The organism is Arsenophonus sp. PmNCSU2021_1, assembly GCF_036919435.1.
Classification (GTDB): Bacteria; Pseudomonadota; Gammaproteobacteria; order Enterobacterales; family Enterobacteriaceae; genus Arsenophonus; species Arsenophonus nilaparvatae.
Genome location: NZ_JAZHPL010000011.1, coordinates 324,995 through 342,240 on the forward strand (window position 1 = coordinate 324,995; position 17,246 = coordinate 342,240).

The window sequence follows — 17,246 nt, forward strand, 5'->3', positions numbered from 1 at the left end:
CTAATCTTGGCGAGCGGCGAGCGGTGGGGGTTAAAATGAAATGACTATCGGAAGTCCTAGTTAAAAATCGAATTTAAGCGGCCTAGAACGCTCTGTACGACGTTTTCACCTTCAAGACAAAACCCTACCACTTCAACCCTAGAATCGCTTACAAGGCCATACGCGCTGTAACCTCCTTTCGTCTTCGACCCTTAACATCCGTATCGCTGAACAGCCTGTTAAAAACAAAACCCGCTTACCAGCAGCGGCGCAAGCGCCTTAAGGTCAACAGCACTCGCAGTTCGCACGGCTCACTGCTCCAACCCACAGCTTTGTATTGCTTAAGAAAATCAGTTACAATTAACAAAAAATGAGGAACATCACTTATGGGCCAAGTTGCATTTGATACACAAGAGTTCGTCGAGACATTAGAGAACGCAGGCATTACGAAAGAACATGCTAGGGCTATCTCTCTTGCTGTACGGAAATCTCACGAGGTAGCCGATGTAGCAACGAAAGCTGATATTGTTGAGTTGAAACATGAAATTGCAGAAGTAAATCGGAATGTTGCAGATGTTCGCAAAGATTTATCTGTTGAAATTGCAGATGTTCGCAAGGACATGGAGCATCGTTTTGAGAAAGTTGAAACACAAATAACTGATGCAAGGAAGGAAGCCGCGGCTCGCGCTGATAAAACTGATGCAAAGATAGCCCTGTTGCACAAAGATATTGAAAGTATATCAAACAAGCTAATCATTAAAATGGCTAGTATTATGGCTGCTATTGTCGGGCTTGCAACAGCCATCATTAAACTGGTTTAAATTGATTAATACTAAAACCGCCTGTAAGACTTTCTGCGGCATTTAAATTCAAAAGTGCTACCATTGGGTTACCTATATCGAGAAAACACCGTAGAGGGCTTTATAGGTGCCTTAAAATCGATTCCTGATGCCTACTCGAAGTCAAATCTGGCACTGAACGCGATAACACTCATCAGTTAACTGGAAAATACTTGTATATACTAGCCAGTGAAACTCCATACAGTAATGCCAACTGTTTTCTACTATTGCCGGACTCAAGTAATTTTTTAGCCTGCTCTTGCTGTGCGGAAGATAATGAGCAAGGTCTCCCCCCGATACGTCCCTTGCTTCTTGCTGCGGCTAAACCTGCCTTAGTACGCTCAACAATCAGTTCTCGCTCCATTTGCGCCAACGCACTCATCACATGAAAGAAAAAACGACCTGCTGACGAAGAGGTGTCGATAGAATCCGTCAAACTATGAAAATGAATGCCTTTATCTTCCAGTTCAGAGATTAAGCCGATTAAATGTTTGATGCTGCGCCCCAGCCTATCGAGTTTCCAAACAACTAACGTATCGCCCGCTTTTAAGAAATTTAAAGCGCGGTTTAATCCGGGTCTCTGGTCTGTTTTTCCGCTGATTTTATCCTCAAAAATCTGGTCACAATTTGTACAAATGAGTGATTTTCGCTGTAAATCGGTGTTTTGGTCATTTTTTGACACCCTAATATAGCCTATTTTTGCCATTTTAGCCCCTTAGCTACCCTCTAAAAGCCTAGTCATTACTGGTTTTGGTCAAAACTTAAGCCAAATTCTAAATTACAAAAAACCTTGGTTTGTTGGAAACGGTGGATTGTGCAAAAAATGCACTGGATAAACGGACTGGCGGAACGGTCAATGGCAACCTCCATGTGACCCAATCAGTGCATATTGGCGATAACGACTCAGGGCTACGAGCCAATGGTGACGGCAAGGTGGCGTTTTATGCCAATAGTGCAAAAGTCGGAGATTGGAGTAATGCCAGTCTCCATTGGTTAGGCAATGCTGAAGTTGATGGCACCATCAATACCCATAGCAATTTGGTTGTCTCATGGGGTGGCAGAACCGCGGTTTATCATGAAAACGGTAATATTACTGGCCCAATCTGGGGAGGGACTTTAAGAGGATGGCTTGATAATACCTTTGTAAGAGATATCAGACTGGGGAATCCCCAGCATGCCGTATGGGGTTCACGCGGAGGCCAGGCTCCAAATGGTCATGTACTGATAGGGGGAAATTTTGATGATGATAGAGAGTGGCCAATTTACGCACCTATACAGAAAAACATTAACGGAAAATGGATAACCATCAGCATGTGGGAGTGAAGTCGCATGACAGAAATACACAATTTCAGCCTTTATTTGCCTGATGACGAAAATTTACTCAAACTTAATGCATTGTTTCTGAAAAGTGAGGATGGGCGAGACTGGTATGAATCTCAACAATTATTTTCACCGGATAGCGTAAAAGTTGTCTTTAATCAGGCTGATGGAGTTATCGTCAGTTTTTCCCGTGATGTATCAACCCTGTGGCCAGTCGGATTGAGTGTAGCTGAAGTATCCGAATGGCCTAAAGAGGCCGCCCCTAACCGAAAATGGTGTTTTATCGATGGTGAGGTTGTTCCACGCATCTACACGGCAGATGAACTCAGGGAGCAAGCAATCCATAAACGCGATTATCTGCTTGAGCAGGCAGCAAAAATTATAGCGCCGTTGCAAGATGCGGTAGACCTTGACATGGCTACAGAAGCCGAAAAAGCCGCACTGCTGGCCTGGAAAAAATACCGGGTGCTGCTAAACCGTGTCGATATCAGCACCGTGCCAGATATTGACTGGCCAGAGTTACCGCAAAGATAAAAATCTCATGCTTCTCTTACAATATAGTTAAAAGCAATATTGCGTGGTCGGTTTTCATTTGCGGTGGGTACGACACGAGAGGGATCAAAAGAAGCGACAGAACCCCAATTGTCATTTTTACCGGACGCCACGTTTGCATTGAAAGTTCGCTCTTGCATAAAAGCACCGTCAGCGATAACAGGTGGACTACTTCCTCCTTGTCGCACATACCCAATGCGCCCCGTGATATTGCGGATAGCATCACCTTGAGGGCTTAATATCTTGCGTCCGTTATCCACTTTTCGTCCAGCATCCCAGCCCCGAATAAATTCGCCACGTAAATCAGGGAGCTTTCCCGACGGGTAAGCCAGCGCTAAAAGTGGACATTGTTTTTTATCGAAGTGCTCACCGTTACAGATACGCCAACCTATCGGCGGGTTTTCAGTAGGCCAAGGCAGAGGAACGCCGACAGGGATTTCGACACGCAATACTTCGGGAGTAACAGCATGAACATCTGTAGCGGTTAGCTTCACATCCTGAATCAGCGTTTTGCCGTTAATTTTACGCTGATTGGGTGTTGCATTTTTAGCTAGATTTATTATTTCCAACAAACCAAGGTTTTTTATAAAAAGATTCTTGTCCGGGATGTCTGCGCCATTTTGATTTTTTGCTAATTTTTGATTTAATAAATTAATCACTGTTTCCGAAAATTTCGCATCATTGCCAAGGGCTTTTGCAAGTTTGTTTAGCGTATTCAAATCTACTGTCGCACCATCAACTAACGCGAGTTTCGCTTTATTTGCTTCTGCCTCAGACAATTGTTTCACCGCTTGATAAAGCTGGTCATGCTGGCTTTTATTCAGCCGAATACCGGCACGCTCGATAACGGTACAAACTTCCTCTTGTAGCGCATCACAAATATCACTATTCAATTTAGTTGACGGTGTGCCAGTAGTGGGATCGCCGTTGGTAAACCCGTTTTTCCCCTGCCCAAATTTATCTTTTTGGGCGGTAGAGGTATCAATTCGATGCATCATTTTCTCCTTTAGTGTAGGCAAACAGGACTTGGGTATGTGAAGGACACTGGCGCTCAATAACACATTCCACGGCGCTATCTCCCCACGTCCTAATCGACTCATTGCAAGAACTGGTACAGCTAATCCAGCGTACATTCGCTTCAGCAGGAATATTTACCCGCCAGTAATAGCGCCACTTATCGCCCCAAGTCGGATCTGGCGTACTATCAAGATATTGAAATTGTTCTATTGTTGCTGTTGGATAGCCCAATATTTCTAACTGCTTTTTGAAAAAAGCCGCATTAATACCGCCCACGGTATTCACCTTGGCATCAAGAACCCGTTGCCTTTCTTCTAGCGTTTGCGTTCTATTAGCGAGGCATTTATCCGGCAGCCCGCATAATTTTTCGTAACGGTTAATTAATTCAACCGATTGGGCTGGGTTAATTTCAATCATCAGGCTATCAGCATGTTGATGAGCTTGTGCCAGTGAAGGGGCTAGCCCTTTAATGAGCGGATCTTCTTCATCCCATGCTGGGCCGGGCGGTAATAACGTTCGCAACAATTGCGTATATTCGTCGTCAAGATTTGTCATGATGCTCATTCCTTATATTTTGCCCACGTTACTTCACCCAATACCGGCACTTCCGTCTGGGCTAATTCAATATCTCCCGTTGGCGCAATAAGACGATGGGCGACCTCACCTGCTGCAAGACTGATGGCTTCAGCGAATCTTGAAAGAAAAAGCTTGCTGCCAGGTTCGCCTTCTCGCTGTAAGAAGGCTTTGATTTCTGCGATAACCGCTGCCCGTATTTCTGGCGTATCCGTTGATAAGGCTATCGAAATGGGAACAGTTTTTGCCGTAACCGGAAAGACCGTTAAACCACTACCGGCAACAGGGGCAAGGGGTAATATATGCTCTCTGACTTTGGTTAAGATTTCCTGTGTGGGGGCAGGATGGTCTACATCATCACTCGCCACCATCACCCCAACCGTGCCGATACCGTTTTTATGTCGATGTGTCCATGCGCGACTTATGCCCAGGACTTCTTTAGCCCAGCGAACATAATCACTATCCGCACCGCCTTGTGGCGTATCGTACCAGCGCGCCATTATACGTTGTCGCCAGCTATCCAGGTCTTCAATATCGGTTCCTGTCCTGATGTTATCGGCATAACCGGTCGAAGATAAACCAGAAATAGGCGTAGCAAGTCGTAGCGCGATGCCGTCTTCACAATTGCCAGCCTGACCGCTGCTTTTTGCAACGACGGGCACGCGAAGTACACCCTTTGCTGAGGTTATTGAGGCCGTGGTGGTGTATATTTGACCATCATCACGGTGTATTTCAGTGTCAGAGGCCACCGATATGGCATTTTGTACACCCTCCCAGCGAACAAATCCGCTGGCTTTGGTTGCCCCTTTTCGTGGACAGCGCTTGATATTACCGTGTCGTGTCAACCAGTCTTCATCGGCTAAATCCGGCAAGATATTGCGCGCTAAATAATCGATATAGCCGTATAGAGTATGAATAGCGGCGGCCTGTACTCTTGCGTAGACTTCGGCATCGAGACGGCGCAACACGCTATCTTCATTAAATCGCGTGAGCAAATCACCGCGAATCGTGTCTATCAGTTGTGGCAGTGTCGGGCGCGAAAAGCCGCTACTTTGCATGGATTATGCTCCACAAGTTATTGATGTTCATTGTTTTTGTGTTATGGTCAGGTAGGGTAAGGATAACGGTTGCAGTTAATTTATCGATGCCTGAGCGTACTACCTCAATATCAACCCGAAGCGCGATACCGTCGTCTGTCATCCATGTGAGCGCCTGAGCGATATATTCTTTCGCCTTTTGCACTGTCTGGTTAGTTAAAGTGCTACGTTTTAACAAGTGCAATCGAGAGCCAATCCGGTCATTTTGTACGGTCGGCCACGTATCGCCCCACCACCCAAACGGCGTATCTGTGTCATCATCCGGTTCAGCGCGTCGCCAGGTGAAAAGCGATATCATCACTGCCCGCCTGAGCCGTTCCTGATCGGGTAACACTGTATTCACTTTTTTATTCATCAGCATATTATTTACATCTGTTGATTGGGCTTGCCTGTTATGCCACCGCTATCACCTTTGTGATCGTGGGTATTGTACTGCGCTCGCATGGTGCTCAATGAGCCGGTTTTGTCCTGTACTTCTGCCTGTGAAACGATGGATTGTGCCGCCGTGATCTTTCCAGGCGTTTCTACTTGTTGAGTGTTGAGTACCACCTTATTTTTTGCATTGATAACAAAGGTTTCTGTGGTGGCTTCTATCAACCGTCCACGCTTGAGCACGATGCTATCGCCCTCATCGGTATAGATTGCCACCTCACCACTTTTGAGGCTTTTTAATCGAGAACGTCGGTCAGCAACGTTAATCACAATGCCGTGAGAGCGATCCCCCGCGAGGAATAGCGCTATACCTTCTGCACCGGCATGGGCCGTCGAGGTGAAACCGTAAGGCTCCAGGTACTCCATACCGGCTTTCGTTTCGCCTGCCAGTAATGCCACGTCCACGCTCTGGCAAGCTTTACCACTGTCGAGTCGTTGCACTACCCCCCGCGACCATAGACGCGCAAGGCCGCGCTGCAAAGTAGAAAAAATATTTTGCATAATTCACTCATTAATAGGTTAAACTAAGAAAAACAGGAGATTGTGGAATGGGCCAAGTTGCATTTGATACACTACAAGCATCAGAAGAGCTTCAAACCGCTGGACTTACCAGTCAGCAAGCCAAGGCTATCTCGCTTGTCGTACGCAAATCCCATGAGGTTGCTGATGTGGCAACTAAAGCGGATATTGCAGAAGTTAAGCGTGATATATCTGATGTTAGAAAAGAAATAGCCGATGTCCGTAAGGATTTATCTGCTGAAATAGCCGATGTCCGCAAGGATTTATCTGCTGAAATAGCTGATGTCCGTAAGGACATGGAACATCGCTTTGAAAAGGTTGAATTACAAATACTAGATGTACGTAAAGATATCAGCATAATAAGCAAAGATTTACTTTTTAAACTGGGTGGGTTGATGGTTACATTGTTTGGCTTGACCATTGCTGCGATGAAGTTTCTTTAAATATCAGTTTCTTCCTCTAGTGCTTTCAATTTCTCAAGTGGTGGAATATAAGCAGCTTCCGGTGCAACACGTAATTCACATAACGTACCACTCTCATCCTGCGTATAAACAACTTCGCTAATGACCAGTTCCCGATTGTTAAAGCCGAGCACGGGATCAAAAACAATAACCCGCTGGTTAGGTTTCCACAGACTGCCGTCACCTTGCCGCCAACCTTGCACCGTATAAGTGGTTTCCTCGGTTCTGGCTGCCCGTTGCTGCGCTTCAAATTGACTCCGAGCGCGACAACTGGCTCCAGTTGCATTGCCGGATTGCTGGATATGTTGCGGACGATAGCGCGTTATCTGGCTATCCCTGGCTCTGGCGCGGAGTGCTGTCAGCGTGGCTTCCCCGAAATCGTCATCATCACCCGATCGTTGACCCGCAACCTGATATTCCGAAAAGCGTTCACGGATACTCTGTTCCGTATCACAGGTGAGAATATTTTCTCCCCAGACAAGCGCCGTTGTCGCACGATCATTGCCGACTGTACCAATTAACAGATTGCCCTCTTCATCATCCCAGGCGAGCGCCTGTTGGCTTCCTAGCGCCTTGTTTAATACTTCGTGTACTGTTTCGCCGTAATCGGCCTGAAAAGCCTGTAGCGGCGTTTTTGGGGCCTTTTGGCTAATGACCTTAATGCTAAACGGTTTTGCCAGTTCTGACGCGATTTGATGTAAGGTTTTGCCCGTAAAAAGCGTCGTATTCGCAGCACAGTCGATTAAATCTGCTGTCTTACTACGACCACTGATACCAACCTGGATACTTTTAGCGTCATAACGTATCGGTGTGGCTTCAATCCAGCCGGTGAGGACTTTATCCTGACCGATGAGGACTTCGACAAGTTCACCTTTTTTAATTCTGGGTTGTAACGGTACGCTTCCTGATCCACCAGGCCATTGGCGGGTGATTTCGACATTGAAATCGCGTGAGAGTCGCTCTATGCCTGCTGAAATCTGAACACGTGTCCAGCCGCCCCATTCGCGCCCGTTGACGCGCAATGTCACGTGATCGCTCATCTTGCAGGTACTCTCAAGGGTTTAACCGGTATAAAGCCAGGATGATTAACGGCATTTCGGCTGGTGATATCGGTTTCTCGTGCGGCATTATCATACCAGTTGGCCGCCAACACCAGTGCGGGTAGCACCGTTTCGGGTGTTCGAGTAACCGTTTTTTCAACTTGTGCCAGTCGTGTTGCAATATCCCGGTTGGCATCGGTTTTCACCTGTTGCAAGGCAAGGAACAGCGCATCATCAAGCGTTAATGCCTGTTCGTGCTCGATAGCCTGATTCAGGGTTTCTCGCACCGTGACCAATGCATCCCACGTGACCGCCGCGAGTCCTTCTGTGTGGCTGCCTGCCGCATGAGAAACCGCGTGTAATGCGGGATGGGAAATATTGACGTGTATCTGACGTTTCTCACGTTGATTAATCGGTAACATGGCGGTACGTGGTGGGGGGAGTTGGGTTAATCGCCACGTCGCCTCGTGGATGGCCGTGGCACGCAACAAAGCTGCAATACGATTACTGCGCCTACGTTCAGACTGTATACTTGGCCTGTCGCTTTTCCATACTCCACGCGGCGCTAAATCATGCCCCAGAGTTACACCGGATAGCGTCTTGATTTGCTGTGCCAGTGTTGCTGCATCCTGAATAGTACGCCTGCCAGATCGCCACATCCGCTGTATGGCTTCCACAAACCCTTTACCCGATGAGCCAGATTTAAGCAGCACAGAAATATCACCGTGTAGCAGTCTTGATGCTGCGGTAATGCCGCTATCGATAGTATCAAAAGCTTTGGTAACATGGCTTATCATGGATTTAGCCTGATTTAACACACCATTCTGGCTAAAATCTGCCAATCCTTTTAACCCTAAATCAGCAAAAACAGCCCCAATTCGATCATTGAGCGTGGAACTGGAAGAAATCAGTGTGTGACTCGTGGCGATACCCGCAATAGGGAAAGATAATTCACCGGCTTCGACCACGCTAAAACTGACGCGGCACATGCGGCCTTCGCGTCCGCTATGGCTCACTCTCACTTCACCATCGATACAGACCGCGATTTCACCGTAATAGGGATGCACCAACGTTCCAGGCCCTGGCGTGTCGATAGCCGCAATAAGCCGATCTCTGGCCTCGAAAAAATCATCACCGACCAGATAAGCACCAATGTTAAAACGCCGTGTGGCACGCCCTAAATCTTCTGTATACGGCTTATCTCGATTCGGGTATTCGTGAACCTGTACACGCCGTCCGAACGTCCCCTCGTCGTCTTCTACCTGGAACGGTACGCCGCGAAAAGACGCTGGACGCAAGTTATCTTTCCAGCTCGTCATCTAACCCTCTATATTTAAATAAATGTGATTTTAATCAACAAATGTTATTGTATTACCAGGGCTTATTTTTCAGATCAACAGTACGAAGTTTTTCCATCACATAATTAAAATAATTATCGGCATCTGCTTTGTTATTAAATTTTAATCGATAAAATCCGCCCCCTGGCGCAGCAAATAAAATGTCATAAGTAAGATTAGGATTGAGCTTATTGGGAAAAGTCCTATCAATACGAGGGATTTTTGATAAGTTAACTATCACATCTTGGTTTTCATCATCTTCACGATATTTTATTCTTACAAATTTCATGATTGTCACTCCTTATTATTTTCTTTTGGTGATAAATCAATCGCCTCTAATTTACTAGCTATATACTCGAAATAATTATCACGTTCTTTTGTATTTTTAAAAGATTTCCTTTCGGAAAGAATTAATATCTCAGGAAGAGATACACCTTCCAATTTTCTTATTTCTCCTATAGCCTCAAAATTAATCCCTATCGTTTTCGTTGGCTCGTAGGCGTTTCCATTATCGTAATTATCAACGTCTATTGTTAAAAAACTCATATGACTTCTCCTTTATTTTACTCACTGTTTGGAAAATCGGTTATAACCGACATCGTAACTCAGCCAGGGTAGGGCATTACCAACTGGGGCGACACGCATACTCTGTGGGGTATTTTCAAAGATAAGCCTGACTTCACCGTCTCGGGGCTCAGTTTTGCTAAATGAATCCAGGGTCTTTTTGGGATCTTCCGTAAATTGCCAGTTACCCTTGTCATCTTTAAGTAAATGACTGTTGCCAATAATTGAACGACCAAATTCGCTCCAATCCCGCGCTGTCCGGAGGTTTTGAAACCATTCATTACCCCCAAATACCGCATTAAGACCCTTGTCGACAAGCGGTTCGACGCCCATTGATATCCCCCCAATCAGCCCGGGTTTTCCCAGTACGCCCTTGATGCCAGAGGGACTGTTTTTAGCCAATGTTTTCATCTCACGGGTGACATTCCGAATCGATTTCACCATATCGACCGACCATTTCGTCGTCACAAAAATTAGAATGCCTGCGAGCACGGTTTCCCAACCGCCCATTGCCTGAATAACGCCATCAATATCTTGCCAGACCGCTTTAATAATCGGGCCGATCGTTTCCCAGTTGTCGACAATAAGTCCACCGGCTATTACCATTAACGTGACCAGTTTACCTAGCCTCGACATTTTCATCACACTGTTAAAAATCCTGAAAGCACGGGTGACAACACCGACTGCTGTTGCGCTGCCCAGTAGATAAACACCCCACTTGGCGAAGGATTTAATCAGTTCTGGATTAGCTTTTACCCAGGTGCGAAATTGTTCAATCAACGGCTGGATTTTCTCTGTCGCTTCAACAATTGAAGGCAGAAAAATACTACCAATACTCACGCTGGCCACATGCATCTGATTTTTAAACAGTTGGATAGCATTTGCCGTGGTTGCTGCACGGCTAGCGTATTCCTTCTGCATTGAGCCGCCGTACTTTTGTTTATCGGCGACGCGATCCAGGTTAACTTCCAGTAATTTAAGGTTGGTGAGTAGTGGCGCAATGGCTCCAAGGGATTCAGAGCCAAACAAATCATTTAATAATGCCATCTGATCTTTTTTAGGCAATTTTTCAAGGGCTTTCAGCACCATCAACATGGCGCCTTTCGCATCTTTCTGCATCTGTGCGGCCAGTTTTTTCGGGCTGATTTTTAAGGTGTGTAGCGCTACTTTTTGTGATTTTGTCGCTGATTTCCCTTTGGTTAACGCCAGCATAAAGTTCTTGATGCCGGTTGCCGCCACGTCTGACTCAACACCCATTCCGGCAATGGTCGCGCCAAGGGCCGCTATCTCACCGGAGGCGAGACCGCCCACTTCACCCAGTGGGCCAATGCGGGTCACAATGTCAGAGATTTTTGCAGCATTGGCTGGCCCGTTATTGCCAAGGGTGTTGATTTTATCGGCCAGCGAGACGACATCATTTTGCGTCAACCGAAATGCCGTCCGCCACTGTGCCATCATTTGCCCAGATTGCTCAGCCGTCTGGTCAAAGGCGATACCCATTTTCACAGCGGATTGAGCGAAGGACATTAATTCTTCTTTCGCTATCCCGGCCTGACCGCCTGCGGCCACAATCTGACCAATGCCATCTGCGGCCATCGGCAATGCTGCCGACAGCTTAAGAATATCTTCCGACATCTGTTTAAACTGCGCAGGCGTATCAAAATCAACCACCTTGCGGACATCGGCCATCGTTGATTCAAAGTCTATCGCTTGCTTGATAGGGCCAGCCATTGCGGTAACAACGCCAGCCCCTAATGCAGCAGCCCCTGCCAGTCCTGCGCTAAACTCCTTCTTGAAGGACTTCATTTCACGCCGCATCCCCTTTAACGGGGCAGAGAGTTTATCGACGGCAGTGATGATTGCTTTTAACTCAAAACTATTAGCCACCCTGTCGCTCCTCGTTGATGCGAACCGCCTCCGCTTCCAGATCAAAGAACTGGCTTAGCGGATGCTGGCGTAATTCAAGGGGATTCAGTCGCCAGAACCAGGCAACGTTGTAAAATCGTCGTCTGAGACTACCAAGTTCTGGGCACCGGTAAAAAAACTCACGATGGTCATTGAGGCGACAAATACATCATGTAACGATAACTGTTGCGCTGAAGAGCGTGGGATATTAGCAAGCTCAGGAAGATAAGCGAGCGCTGAGCGCGTATCCAGGCGTGTATCGCCTCGCTCCGAATAACTAAACGGAATACCAAATTTTTCTACCTGATCAAACGTCGGTTCCTGAATATCCAATACCGATATTTCTTTGTTCTGTACCTTAATTGGCTTACTGAGTGTAATTGATTTCATTGATAAAATCCTTCATCTCCGTGAAATTCCATCTCGACTGTTCCTTCAAGTGGGTTATAGGTAGATTCACCTGACAACCATGCGCCAGACAATACGTACACCATGCCGTTAGCTAATTCGGCGGTAATCGTCATTTCATCAGCAGAGGTTAATTTTTGTATGGGAAAACTGCGTTCTACTTTGAATTCAGCCTTAATATACGGTGCCTTGTGCGTTTCTTTGTAATGTACACTGCCATCAGCGCCGACAATGTCCTCTCGAATGACGGTATTGATAGGTAATTCAAGCGTACCGTTCAGTGATAATTGATTACCATCTACTTTAACATACAAGACGCCGCCTATTTTTCTTGTACCCGTCATTACATCACCTCACCATTGTTATATTGCAGACGAAATTGATTCACTAACGCAAATACCCGCAGTTGGTTGATATAATCCGCAGGAAAGACGACATCAATCCGGTTAGGGTCATCCTTGTTACTCTCGACAATCAGCTTTTTACGAAAAGCATCGAAATTTTCGACAATCCCTTCATTTTCCAGTTGGCGATAAACCGCACAGAGTTCGCCTTTAATCACCGCTGGCGTAGCAATCGCTTGCCCTGCGCCGAATCGTGTACCATCACTAGCCAGTTTTTGCCGCCCGTATTTGCTGGTTATGACGGATTTTAATCGCCGCAAAACATAGGCACTGGTATAGAGTGTTTCACTGTCCAGGTAGCTGTTATCAGCCACCCCGTAACTGTTTTTCTGATACGTCGTTACATCGCGCTGAATGCGTAATACGCCACCTTCGACATTGGCGGTGGCGATACCGTGTGAAAGCAGTGATTGCTGCTCTGTCAAGGTGAAGCGCTTGCCAGACGGTGCGGGTAATACCCCGTTTAACTCACCTGTGTGGGTGGGTCTGGCCGGATCATTTCGCAAAAATATCGCGCACCGTGCCAGTCGTGCCGCAACCAGTTCATCAAGCACGGTTTGGATTGCGGGTTCGTATCCAGCGATGGTGAGATGCGGATCATTAATGGGGGCACCAAAAGAGACCAGTTCGCTGACTGTCCCTTTTTTGGCGGTATAAACATGTCCGTACAACTGCTGATAGGGACTCCAACGCCCATTATCGTTGTTCATCGCCGCACCCATCTTTTGCAGTGAAGCAGAATCAGCGAAAGGCAAACCAATAAAATCAAATAACAAGTCACCCATTGCGCTGATAACGCTATCCATATCGGGTGAGCCAGCGCCACCACTCATGGCAGTAATGGTAATATTAAGACCATGCGGAGTATGCTCACCACCTGTCGGCGAATAATAGTTCAGCATCAAGGGAATATCGTTGCCCGTTAACCCTTTATGTTTTGCCGTCAAGCTGATTTTGTCAGCATCCATCGTCGCGGTGACGGGTAAGTCCCCGTTATCGTTAATGGCCTTGCCAAGGGCGGCGGCAACCGTATTCGCCGTATCCGATTTCTTAATGGCCGCTAAAATACGCTGATTGCCAATATAGAGTGTGACGACACCGGAATCGGTTGCAGTGCCACTTATCACAATCTCACCTTTTGCTGCGGTGCCCGTCGTTTCAGGTACGGCAATGACAAACAGTTCACCGACAGCATCAATCCGGCGATACGCTTGCACCATGCGGTGTAACTGGCTGCCCCGACCGGCTAATTGTTGCATCTTTTCTGCCGAGGGCATGATAATGGGTGAATTTAAGGTTATTTGTGAATGGGGTAATGCATGGCCAATAAGCAGCGCCGGCCCACTGGCTTGCATCGTATTGGCAGCACTGTTATCCATTTCTGGAGAAAAACCAGGTACACGCAGATTGGCGTTCACGGTATTAAAGCTAATGGTCATTCCTGCGTCTCCTCTTTCGCTTTTTTATCTTGGTTTTTTGCGGTATTAGTCATCTCTTGCACAATTGGGGGACTATCAGATTGACTCACTTCTTCAATATCATCGTCCTGTTTTCTTCTGATCCAAAAAAGCGTTTTTTGAACATACAATCCTTCTTCGGGTAAATATTTACCGAAATATTCTTGGGTATCGTGCATATATTGTGGAATAGGCACTTTTCGCCCGTGCTTAGGCTTAATAAAAACAATCTCTGGTTGAGTACCCATCATTTTATATTTATCTCCAGGTGCGATTTTACGTTGCCTGACTGTTCGTTCACATCAATAGCAACGGTATGTAAATCGGGTAAATTATTGAGATCCGCGTATTGCCGTGTGTCTTCGGCGTTGATTTCTGTTTCTACTTTAAAATTAAATTGCCAGATCAATTCATCCTGGTTCATATCAAGATATTCATCGTCTGCATATTCAATCGCACCGTAGGCCGGATCGGGTATCCAACCCAGGAGTGCGCGCCAGATTTCACTGCGTATTTCATCAATCAAATCACAGGAGGCGTATTGACCGCGTTTATCGCTGTTATTAATAATGACAATCACAGAAAACTGGTCAGTTAACACTTGCCAATAATCGGTTTGCGAACGTTGTTCGCCAACAGTAGATCCAACAGGGACTACATACGCCGACGGTAATTCTAGGTGAGTACATTCGAGAGCCGCGCCATATTCAGCAGCGCCGCCTATCCGTTGTTCAAAGCGAGGGCAATAAGTACGCAGCGCGATAATAACCGGGCTGAGTTTCATTATTTCTTCCTTTTTCGGGGTTGAGGCCGAAGTGATTGTCGAAGTTCGTCGCTGAGTGTGTGCTGTGTCCAACCTTTCAGTTTTTCCAGAGCTTCAACCATATAGTTTTCACGCGGCTCAATACGCCAACCTCCATTCATTGCATGGTGGCGTTTGTGTCGACGATCCTTTTTTGACATGCCATAGGAAGCCTGCTTGACACCATAATGAAGGATAGCGGGATAATAAGTGCCCTGTATGGGTACTCCTCCTCTTCCCCATAGGTTTTTACGCTTTTCTCCTTTCCAGCTAGGCGCAATCTTGACCATCAGCCCTGGACGTTTTTTCGAGGATCTCGGGACGTTATATGCAATGGAACGTGCTAGCGCTCCCGTTTGACTTGCTGGCGTTTCGCCTGCTCTGGAAGAACGCCCGCGTATGCGTCTGGCTAACCGTCTGGCAACATGAGCATGCGCCTGACCGATTTTTGCGAAGCCTTTTCTCAACCGCGCACGATTAAAAACCAGTTCTTTGGGTTGTTCAAAATCAATATGTAAAATGTCCATGCGTCAGCCTCCTTGGCGGTTCATGCCCTAATTCTTTACATTCCAGCAGCCAAAAACGGTGGGCATAATTCAAATCACGGACTCGCTTAACCTGGAACACCTTATCTTGAATAATCACTTGATAATCACGCTTAATATGACGGTCGTGGCGATAACGAAGCGTAATAAAATGGGTGATTAAATCATTAAGTTGCGCAGAGTTTTGATAGATTGTTGCGCCAACCTGCATGACCTTTGCCCATGCCTTAAAGCCGTCAGGATAGCTATCATCAAATCCCACCTTGTCATCAGGCGTATTCCGATGACGACGAACCGTAATCCGCGTATTGAGTTCCCCTGGATCGGGATACCTATACGTGGCACTGGTTTCTACATGTCGTAGTTTCATAGCGGGATAATCCGATAAGGCTGCACATTCCATTTAAAACTCATCGGCAACTCGATTTTTTGTACCTCCGATACTGTCGAGCGATTTTCGGTGTAATACGAGACCAGTAACAACATGGCGAGTTTGATATCATCCGTGAGATGCATGCCGGTAGGGTCATCAGCAGGGATTGCGGCTTTGGGTGCGTACAATTTTCGATTCAAATACGTTTCGGTTCTGGCTTGTACAGCGCTGCCATAAAATTCAAGCAAAGCATCTGCATCCGTCATATCGGGTTCCACTCGGCATTGTGCCTTAATTTCTTCCAGTTTTAGCAACATAAGTAGCTCCTATGCCCGCCGAATGACGGGCATAAAAAAACCGCGAATGGCGGTCATCTTGGTTTTTTAAGTCGTCCAGGGATTAAGTGGACTTGCCAACCAGCGCCTTGATAGCGGCTGTATCTTCCAGCACACAATCAAATCGATGGAAAGCGACAAAGGCGGTCTGGTCATACTCGGCATAGCGTTCAACCAGACGTTTTAACGTCATCGTGCTAACGCGCCGGACGATAAAGCGGTTAAAATCCCCGCAGTAAATGAACTTTTTCCCTTTACCGATATCAGCAATAGCAGGATCAATCACATAAGGGATATTGAGCACAGTCGCTGGCGCGACACCGACAATTTCAGGTAGCCATAGGGGACGCTTCTGGGCATCTTCCATTCCACTGAGCATTTTTAACGTATTATCGTTAAACACCAAACGGAAGGTGCCGCCATTGCGATAAGCCGGATCAATGCTGTGTTTTAATGCCAATATTTCTTGCCACGTGAACTTGTCTACTGCTGCGGTATTCGTTGTCCCAGTCACCGAAGCTTCGAGTCCTTTGGGTTCCAGCGGGGTACCCGAACCGCTACCTTGCACTAAATATTTTGCTTCGCCGCGTCCCAGCCGTTGGGCAATACGCGCAGCCAAGTAGCCTTCAATATCAACGCCACTGTCTTGCAATAATTCATTGGAAACTTTAATCATTTTTGATGATAACTTTTTTGCGCCCAGGCTTGCCGTGCCAAAGGTAACATCCCCTTCGCTGACCGCTGTATTTTCTGCAAGCAGTTCCCCCTCTTCGGCCGTGCCATCTGATGTACTCCAGGTAATCGGCTGGCCGTCAGAGGTCATGAGAATTTGCGCGACACTGGCGATCCCACCATACGCTTTCATTGAATCGACGATTTTGTTTAACATCACTTTAGGAACGGTATAGCCGCCCTTGTCGTCGGGTGTTGTACCCTGTGCGCGAAGCTCTCGCAATGCTTGACGTTCTTCTGAACTCATCTCACCCAGCCCGCAACGCAAGAATTTGTCGAATGCCGCTGTGCGCCGTTCACCTTCATATTCTGGGTTGCTTTTGTCCAAACTTTTGCGCTGTTCTGTCGCTTGTTCATCGACAACCGCCTGATCCAGTTGGCGCAATTCCTCTTCACGGGCAATCTGTTCATCGAGCCTTTGTAACGACGTTTTGGCCTTATTCCACTCAGTACGTTGTTCATCCGTCCAGGCGTTATCGCCAATTTTTTCATTGAGCGCCCGCATCTCGGTCGCTACAGTCTGGCGTTTTTGTTGCAACTCGTGGAGTTTCATCT

24 protein-coding genes are annotated in these 17,246 nt (G+C 46.8%); 4 read left to right on the forward strand and 20 right to left on the reverse strand.

The window, feature by feature from the left end:
• Positions 1-365: 365 nt before the first annotated feature.
• Complete coding sequence (locus V3224_RS27370) at positions 366-800, forward strand: hypothetical protein (RefSeq protein ID WP_334473636.1); 435 nt, start codon at positions 366-368, stop codon at positions 798-800.
• A 172-nt stretch (positions 801-972) separates the two neighbouring features.
• Here V3224_RS27370 and V3224_RS27375 read toward each other — a convergent pair whose 3' ends face one another.
• Positions 973-1,524 (reverse strand): recombinase family protein, encoded by a 552-nt coding sequence (locus V3224_RS27375; protein ID WP_334473638.1) that lies wholly within the window; start codon positions 1,522-1,524, stop codon positions 973-975.
• Between the two features lie 92 nt (positions 1,525-1,616).
• Between V3224_RS27375 and V3224_RS27380 the strand changes: the two genes are divergently transcribed.
• Together V3224_RS27380 and V3224_RS27385 are read left to right on the forward strand one after the other, a co-directional pair.
• Positions 1,617-2,141 (forward strand): hypothetical protein, encoded by a 525-nt coding sequence (locus V3224_RS27380; RefSeq protein ID WP_334473639.1) that lies wholly within the window; start codon positions 1,617-1,619, stop codon positions 2,139-2,141.
• A gap of 6 nt (positions 2,142-2,147) precedes the next feature.
• Positions 2,148-2,672 carry a tail fiber assembly protein gene (locus V3224_RS27385; RefSeq protein ID WP_334473640.1) on the forward strand — a complete coding sequence of 175 codons (525 nt, stop codon included), beginning with the start codon at positions 2,148-2,150 and terminating at the stop codon, positions 2,670-2,672.
• Positions 2,673-2,677: 5 nt separating this feature from the next.
• On the opposite strand, the gene V3224_RS27390 is transcribed toward V3224_RS27385, so the two are convergent.
• Genes V3224_RS27390 through V3224_RS27410 form a run of 5 tightly spaced genes read right to left on the reverse strand, consistent with a single transcriptional unit; the run spans position 2,678 to position 6,310 of the window.
• Entirely contained in the window at positions 2,678-3,685 is a 1,008-nt protein-coding gene (locus tag V3224_RS27390; RefSeq protein ID WP_334473642.1) for a phage tail protein, read from the reverse strand.
• Positions 3,672-4,262, reverse strand: coding sequence for a YmfQ family protein (locus tag V3224_RS27395; RefSeq protein ID WP_334473643.1), 591 nt, complete (start codon positions 4,260-4,262; stop codon positions 3,672-3,674). The genes V3224_RS27390 and V3224_RS27395 overlap by 14 nt, the downstream gene beginning before the upstream one ends.
• Positions 4,263-4,267: 5 nt before the next feature.
• Complete coding sequence (locus V3224_RS27400) at positions 4,268-5,338, reverse strand: baseplate J/gp47 family protein (RefSeq protein WP_334473644.1); 1,071 nt, start codon at positions 5,336-5,338, stop codon at positions 4,268-4,270.
• Positions 5,328-5,738: a phage GP46 family protein gene (locus tag V3224_RS27405; protein ID WP_334473646.1), complete on the reverse strand. Its 411-nt coding sequence runs from the start codon at positions 5,736-5,738 to the stop codon at positions 5,328-5,330. The genes V3224_RS27400 and V3224_RS27405 overlap by 11 nt, the downstream gene beginning before the upstream one ends.
• A 5-nt stretch (positions 5,739-5,743) precedes the next feature.
• Positions 5,744-6,310, reverse strand: a complete 567-nt coding sequence (locus V3224_RS27410) for a phage baseplate assembly protein V (RefSeq protein WP_334473648.1) — start codon at positions 6,308-6,310, stop codon at positions 5,744-5,746.
• Positions 6,311-6,357: 47 nt separating this feature from the next.
• On the opposite strand from V3224_RS27410, the gene V3224_RS27415 reads away from it, so the two are divergent.
• A complete protein-coding gene (locus V3224_RS27415) occupies positions 6,358-6,771 on the forward strand; it encodes a hypothetical protein (RefSeq protein WP_334473650.1) in 414 nt (137 codons plus the stop codon).
• Here V3224_RS27415 and V3224_RS27420 read toward each other — a convergent pair.
• The 14 genes from V3224_RS27420 to V3224_RS27485 form a co-directional block, all read right to left on the reverse strand.
• Positions 6,768-7,829: a phage baseplate assembly protein gene (locus V3224_RS27420; RefSeq protein ID WP_334473651.1), complete on the reverse strand. Its 1,062-nt coding sequence runs from the start codon at positions 7,827-7,829 to the stop codon at positions 6,768-6,770. The genes V3224_RS27415 and V3224_RS27420 overlap by 4 nt on opposite strands.
• The gene (locus tag V3224_RS27425) at positions 7,826-9,148 is read right to left on the reverse strand and encodes a DNA circularization protein (protein ID WP_334473652.1); all 1,323 of its coding nucleotides are present in this window, start codon (positions 9,146-9,148) and stop codon (positions 7,826-7,828) included. The genes V3224_RS27420 and V3224_RS27425 overlap by 4 nt, the downstream gene beginning before the upstream one ends.
• 52 nt (positions 9,149-9,200) lie before the next feature.
• Positions 9,201-9,455: a hypothetical protein gene (locus tag V3224_RS27430; protein WP_334473653.1), complete on the reverse strand. Its 255-nt coding sequence runs from the start codon at positions 9,453-9,455 to the stop codon at positions 9,201-9,203.
• Between the two features lie 5 nt (positions 9,456-9,460).
• On the reverse strand, positions 9,461-9,712 hold the full coding sequence (locus tag V3224_RS27435; protein WP_334473655.1) for a hypothetical protein: 252 nt from the start codon (positions 9,710-9,712) through the stop codon (positions 9,461-9,463).
• A gap of 21 nt (positions 9,713-9,733) precedes the next feature.
• The gene (locus V3224_RS27440) at positions 9,734-11,617 is read right to left on the reverse strand and encodes a phage tail tape measure protein (protein ID WP_334473656.1); all 1,884 of its coding nucleotides are present in this window, start codon (positions 11,615-11,617) and stop codon (positions 9,734-9,736) included.
• A gap of 84 nt (positions 11,618-11,701) precedes the next feature.
• Entirely contained in the window at positions 11,702-12,025 is a 324-nt protein-coding gene (locus V3224_RS27445; protein WP_334473658.1) for a phage tail assembly protein, read from the reverse strand.
• Positions 12,022-12,387 carry a phage tail tube protein gene (locus V3224_RS27450; protein ID WP_334473660.1) on the reverse strand — a complete coding sequence of 122 codons (366 nt, stop codon included), beginning with the start codon at positions 12,385-12,387 and terminating at the stop codon, positions 12,022-12,024. The genes V3224_RS27445 and V3224_RS27450 overlap by 4 nt, the downstream gene beginning before the upstream one ends.
• Positions 12,387-13,886 carry a phage tail sheath subtilisin-like domain-containing protein gene (locus V3224_RS27455; protein ID WP_334473662.1) on the reverse strand — a complete coding sequence of 500 codons (1,500 nt, stop codon included), beginning with the start codon at positions 13,884-13,886 and terminating at the stop codon, positions 12,387-12,389. The genes V3224_RS27450 and V3224_RS27455 overlap by 1 nt, the downstream gene beginning before the upstream one ends.
• A complete protein-coding gene (locus V3224_RS27460) occupies positions 13,883-14,155 on the reverse strand; it encodes a DUF2635 domain-containing protein (protein WP_334473663.1) in 273 nt (90 codons plus the stop codon). Before V3224_RS27460 ends, V3224_RS27455 begins: the two co-directional genes overlap by 4 nt.
• The gene (locus V3224_RS27465; RefSeq protein ID WP_334473665.1) at positions 14,152-14,688 is read right to left on the reverse strand and encodes a phage tail terminator protein; all 537 of its coding nucleotides are present in this window, start codon (positions 14,686-14,688) and stop codon (positions 14,152-14,154) included. The genes V3224_RS27460 and V3224_RS27465 overlap by 4 nt, the downstream gene beginning before the upstream one ends.
• Positions 14,688-15,233 carry a hypothetical protein gene (locus tag V3224_RS27470; RefSeq protein WP_334473667.1) on the reverse strand — a complete coding sequence of 182 codons (546 nt, stop codon included), beginning with the start codon at positions 15,231-15,233 and terminating at the stop codon, positions 14,688-14,690. The genes V3224_RS27465 and V3224_RS27470 overlap by 1 nt, the downstream gene beginning before the upstream one ends.
• On the reverse strand, positions 15,214-15,621 hold the full coding sequence (locus V3224_RS27475; protein ID WP_334472416.1) for a phage head closure protein: 408 nt from the start codon (positions 15,619-15,621) through the stop codon (positions 15,214-15,216). The genes V3224_RS27470 and V3224_RS27475 overlap by 20 nt, the downstream gene beginning before the upstream one ends.
• On the reverse strand, positions 15,618-15,941 hold the full coding sequence (locus V3224_RS27480) for a head-tail connector protein (protein ID WP_334473668.1): 324 nt from the start codon (positions 15,939-15,941) through the stop codon (positions 15,618-15,620). Before V3224_RS27480 ends, V3224_RS27475 begins: the two co-directional genes overlap by 4 nt.
• A gap of 82 nt (positions 15,942-16,023) precedes the next feature.
• On the reverse strand, positions 16,024-17,244 hold the full coding sequence (locus tag V3224_RS27485) for a phage major capsid protein (RefSeq protein WP_334473669.1): 1,221 nt from the start codon (positions 17,242-17,244) through the stop codon (positions 16,024-16,026).
• Between the last annotated feature and the right edge of the window lie 2 nt (positions 17,245-17,246).

Coding starts and splice junctions, on each gene's coding strand:
- V3224_RS27445 (WP_334473658.1), bottom strand. CDS start 12,025: ATGAAATCAATTACACTCAGTAAGCCAATTAAGGTACAGAACAAAGAA.
- V3224_RS27395 (WP_334473643.1), bottom strand. CDS start 4,262: ATGACAAATCTTGACGACGAATATACGCAATTGTTGCGAACGTTATTA.
- V3224_RS27425 (WP_334473652.1), bottom strand. CDS start 9,148: ATGACGAGCTGGAAAGATAACTTGCGTCCAGCGTCTTTTCGCGGCGTA.
- V3224_RS27390 (WP_334473642.1), bottom strand. CDS start 3,685: ATGCATCGAATTGATACCTCTACCGCCCAAAAAGATAAATTTGGGCAG.
- V3224_RS27470 (WP_334473667.1), bottom strand. CDS start 15,233: ATGGACATTTTACATATTGATTTTGAACAACCCAAAGAACTGGTTTTT.
- V3224_RS27460 (WP_334473663.1), bottom strand. CDS start 14,155: ATGATGGGTACTCAACCAGAGATTGTTTTTATTAAGCCTAAGCACGGG.
- V3224_RS27480 (WP_334473668.1), bottom strand. CDS start 15,941: ATGTTGCTAAAACTGGAAGAAATTAAGGCACAATGCCGAGTGGAACCC.
- V3224_RS27465 (WP_334473665.1), bottom strand. CDS start 14,688: ATGAAACTCAGCCCGGTTATTATCGCGCTGCGTACTTATTGCCCTCGC.
- V3224_RS27475 (WP_334472416.1), bottom strand. CDS start 15,621: ATGAAACTACGACATGTAGAAACCAGTGCCACGTATAGGTATCCCGAT.
- V3224_RS27385 (WP_334473640.1), top strand. CDS start 2,148: ATGACAGAAATACACAATTTCAGCCTTTATTTGCCTGATGACGAAAAT.
- V3224_RS27455 (WP_334473662.1), bottom strand. CDS start 13,886: ATGACCATTAGCTTTAATACCGTGAACGCCAATCTGCGTGTACCTGGT.
- V3224_RS27420 (WP_334473651.1), bottom strand. CDS start 7,829: ATGAGCGATCACGTGACATTGCGCGTCAACGGGCGCGAATGGGGCGGC.
- V3224_RS27405 (WP_334473646.1), bottom strand. CDS start 5,738: ATGCTGATGAATAAAAAAGTGAATACAGTGTTACCCGATCAGGAACGG.
- V3224_RS27370 (WP_334473636.1), top strand. CDS start 366: ATGGGCCAAGTTGCATTTGATACACAAGAGTTCGTCGAGACATTAGAG.
- V3224_RS27375 (WP_334473638.1), bottom strand. CDS start 1,524: ATGGCAAAAATAGGCTATATTAGGGTGTCAAAAAATGACCAAAACACC.
- V3224_RS27485 (WP_334473669.1), bottom strand. CDS start 17,244: ATGAAACTCCACGAGTTGCAACAAAAACGCCAGACTGTAGCGACCGAG.
- V3224_RS27415 (WP_334473650.1), top strand. CDS start 6,358: ATGGGCCAAGTTGCATTTGATACACTACAAGCATCAGAAGAGCTTCAA.
- V3224_RS27430 (WP_334473653.1), bottom strand. CDS start 9,455: ATGAAATTTGTAAGAATAAAATATCGTGAAGATGATGAAAACCAAGAT.
- V3224_RS27400 (WP_334473644.1), bottom strand. CDS start 5,338: ATGCAAAGTAGCGGCTTTTCGCGCCCGACACTGCCACAACTGATAGAC.
- V3224_RS27410 (WP_334473648.1), bottom strand. CDS start 6,310: ATGCAAAATATTTTTTCTACTTTGCAGCGCGGCCTTGCGCGTCTATGG.
- V3224_RS27435 (WP_334473655.1), bottom strand. CDS start 9,712: ATGAGTTTTTTAACAATAGACGTTGATAATTACGATAATGGAAACGCC.
- V3224_RS27450 (WP_334473660.1), bottom strand. CDS start 12,387: ATGACGGGTACAAGAAAAATAGGCGGCGTCTTGTATGTTAAAGTAGAT.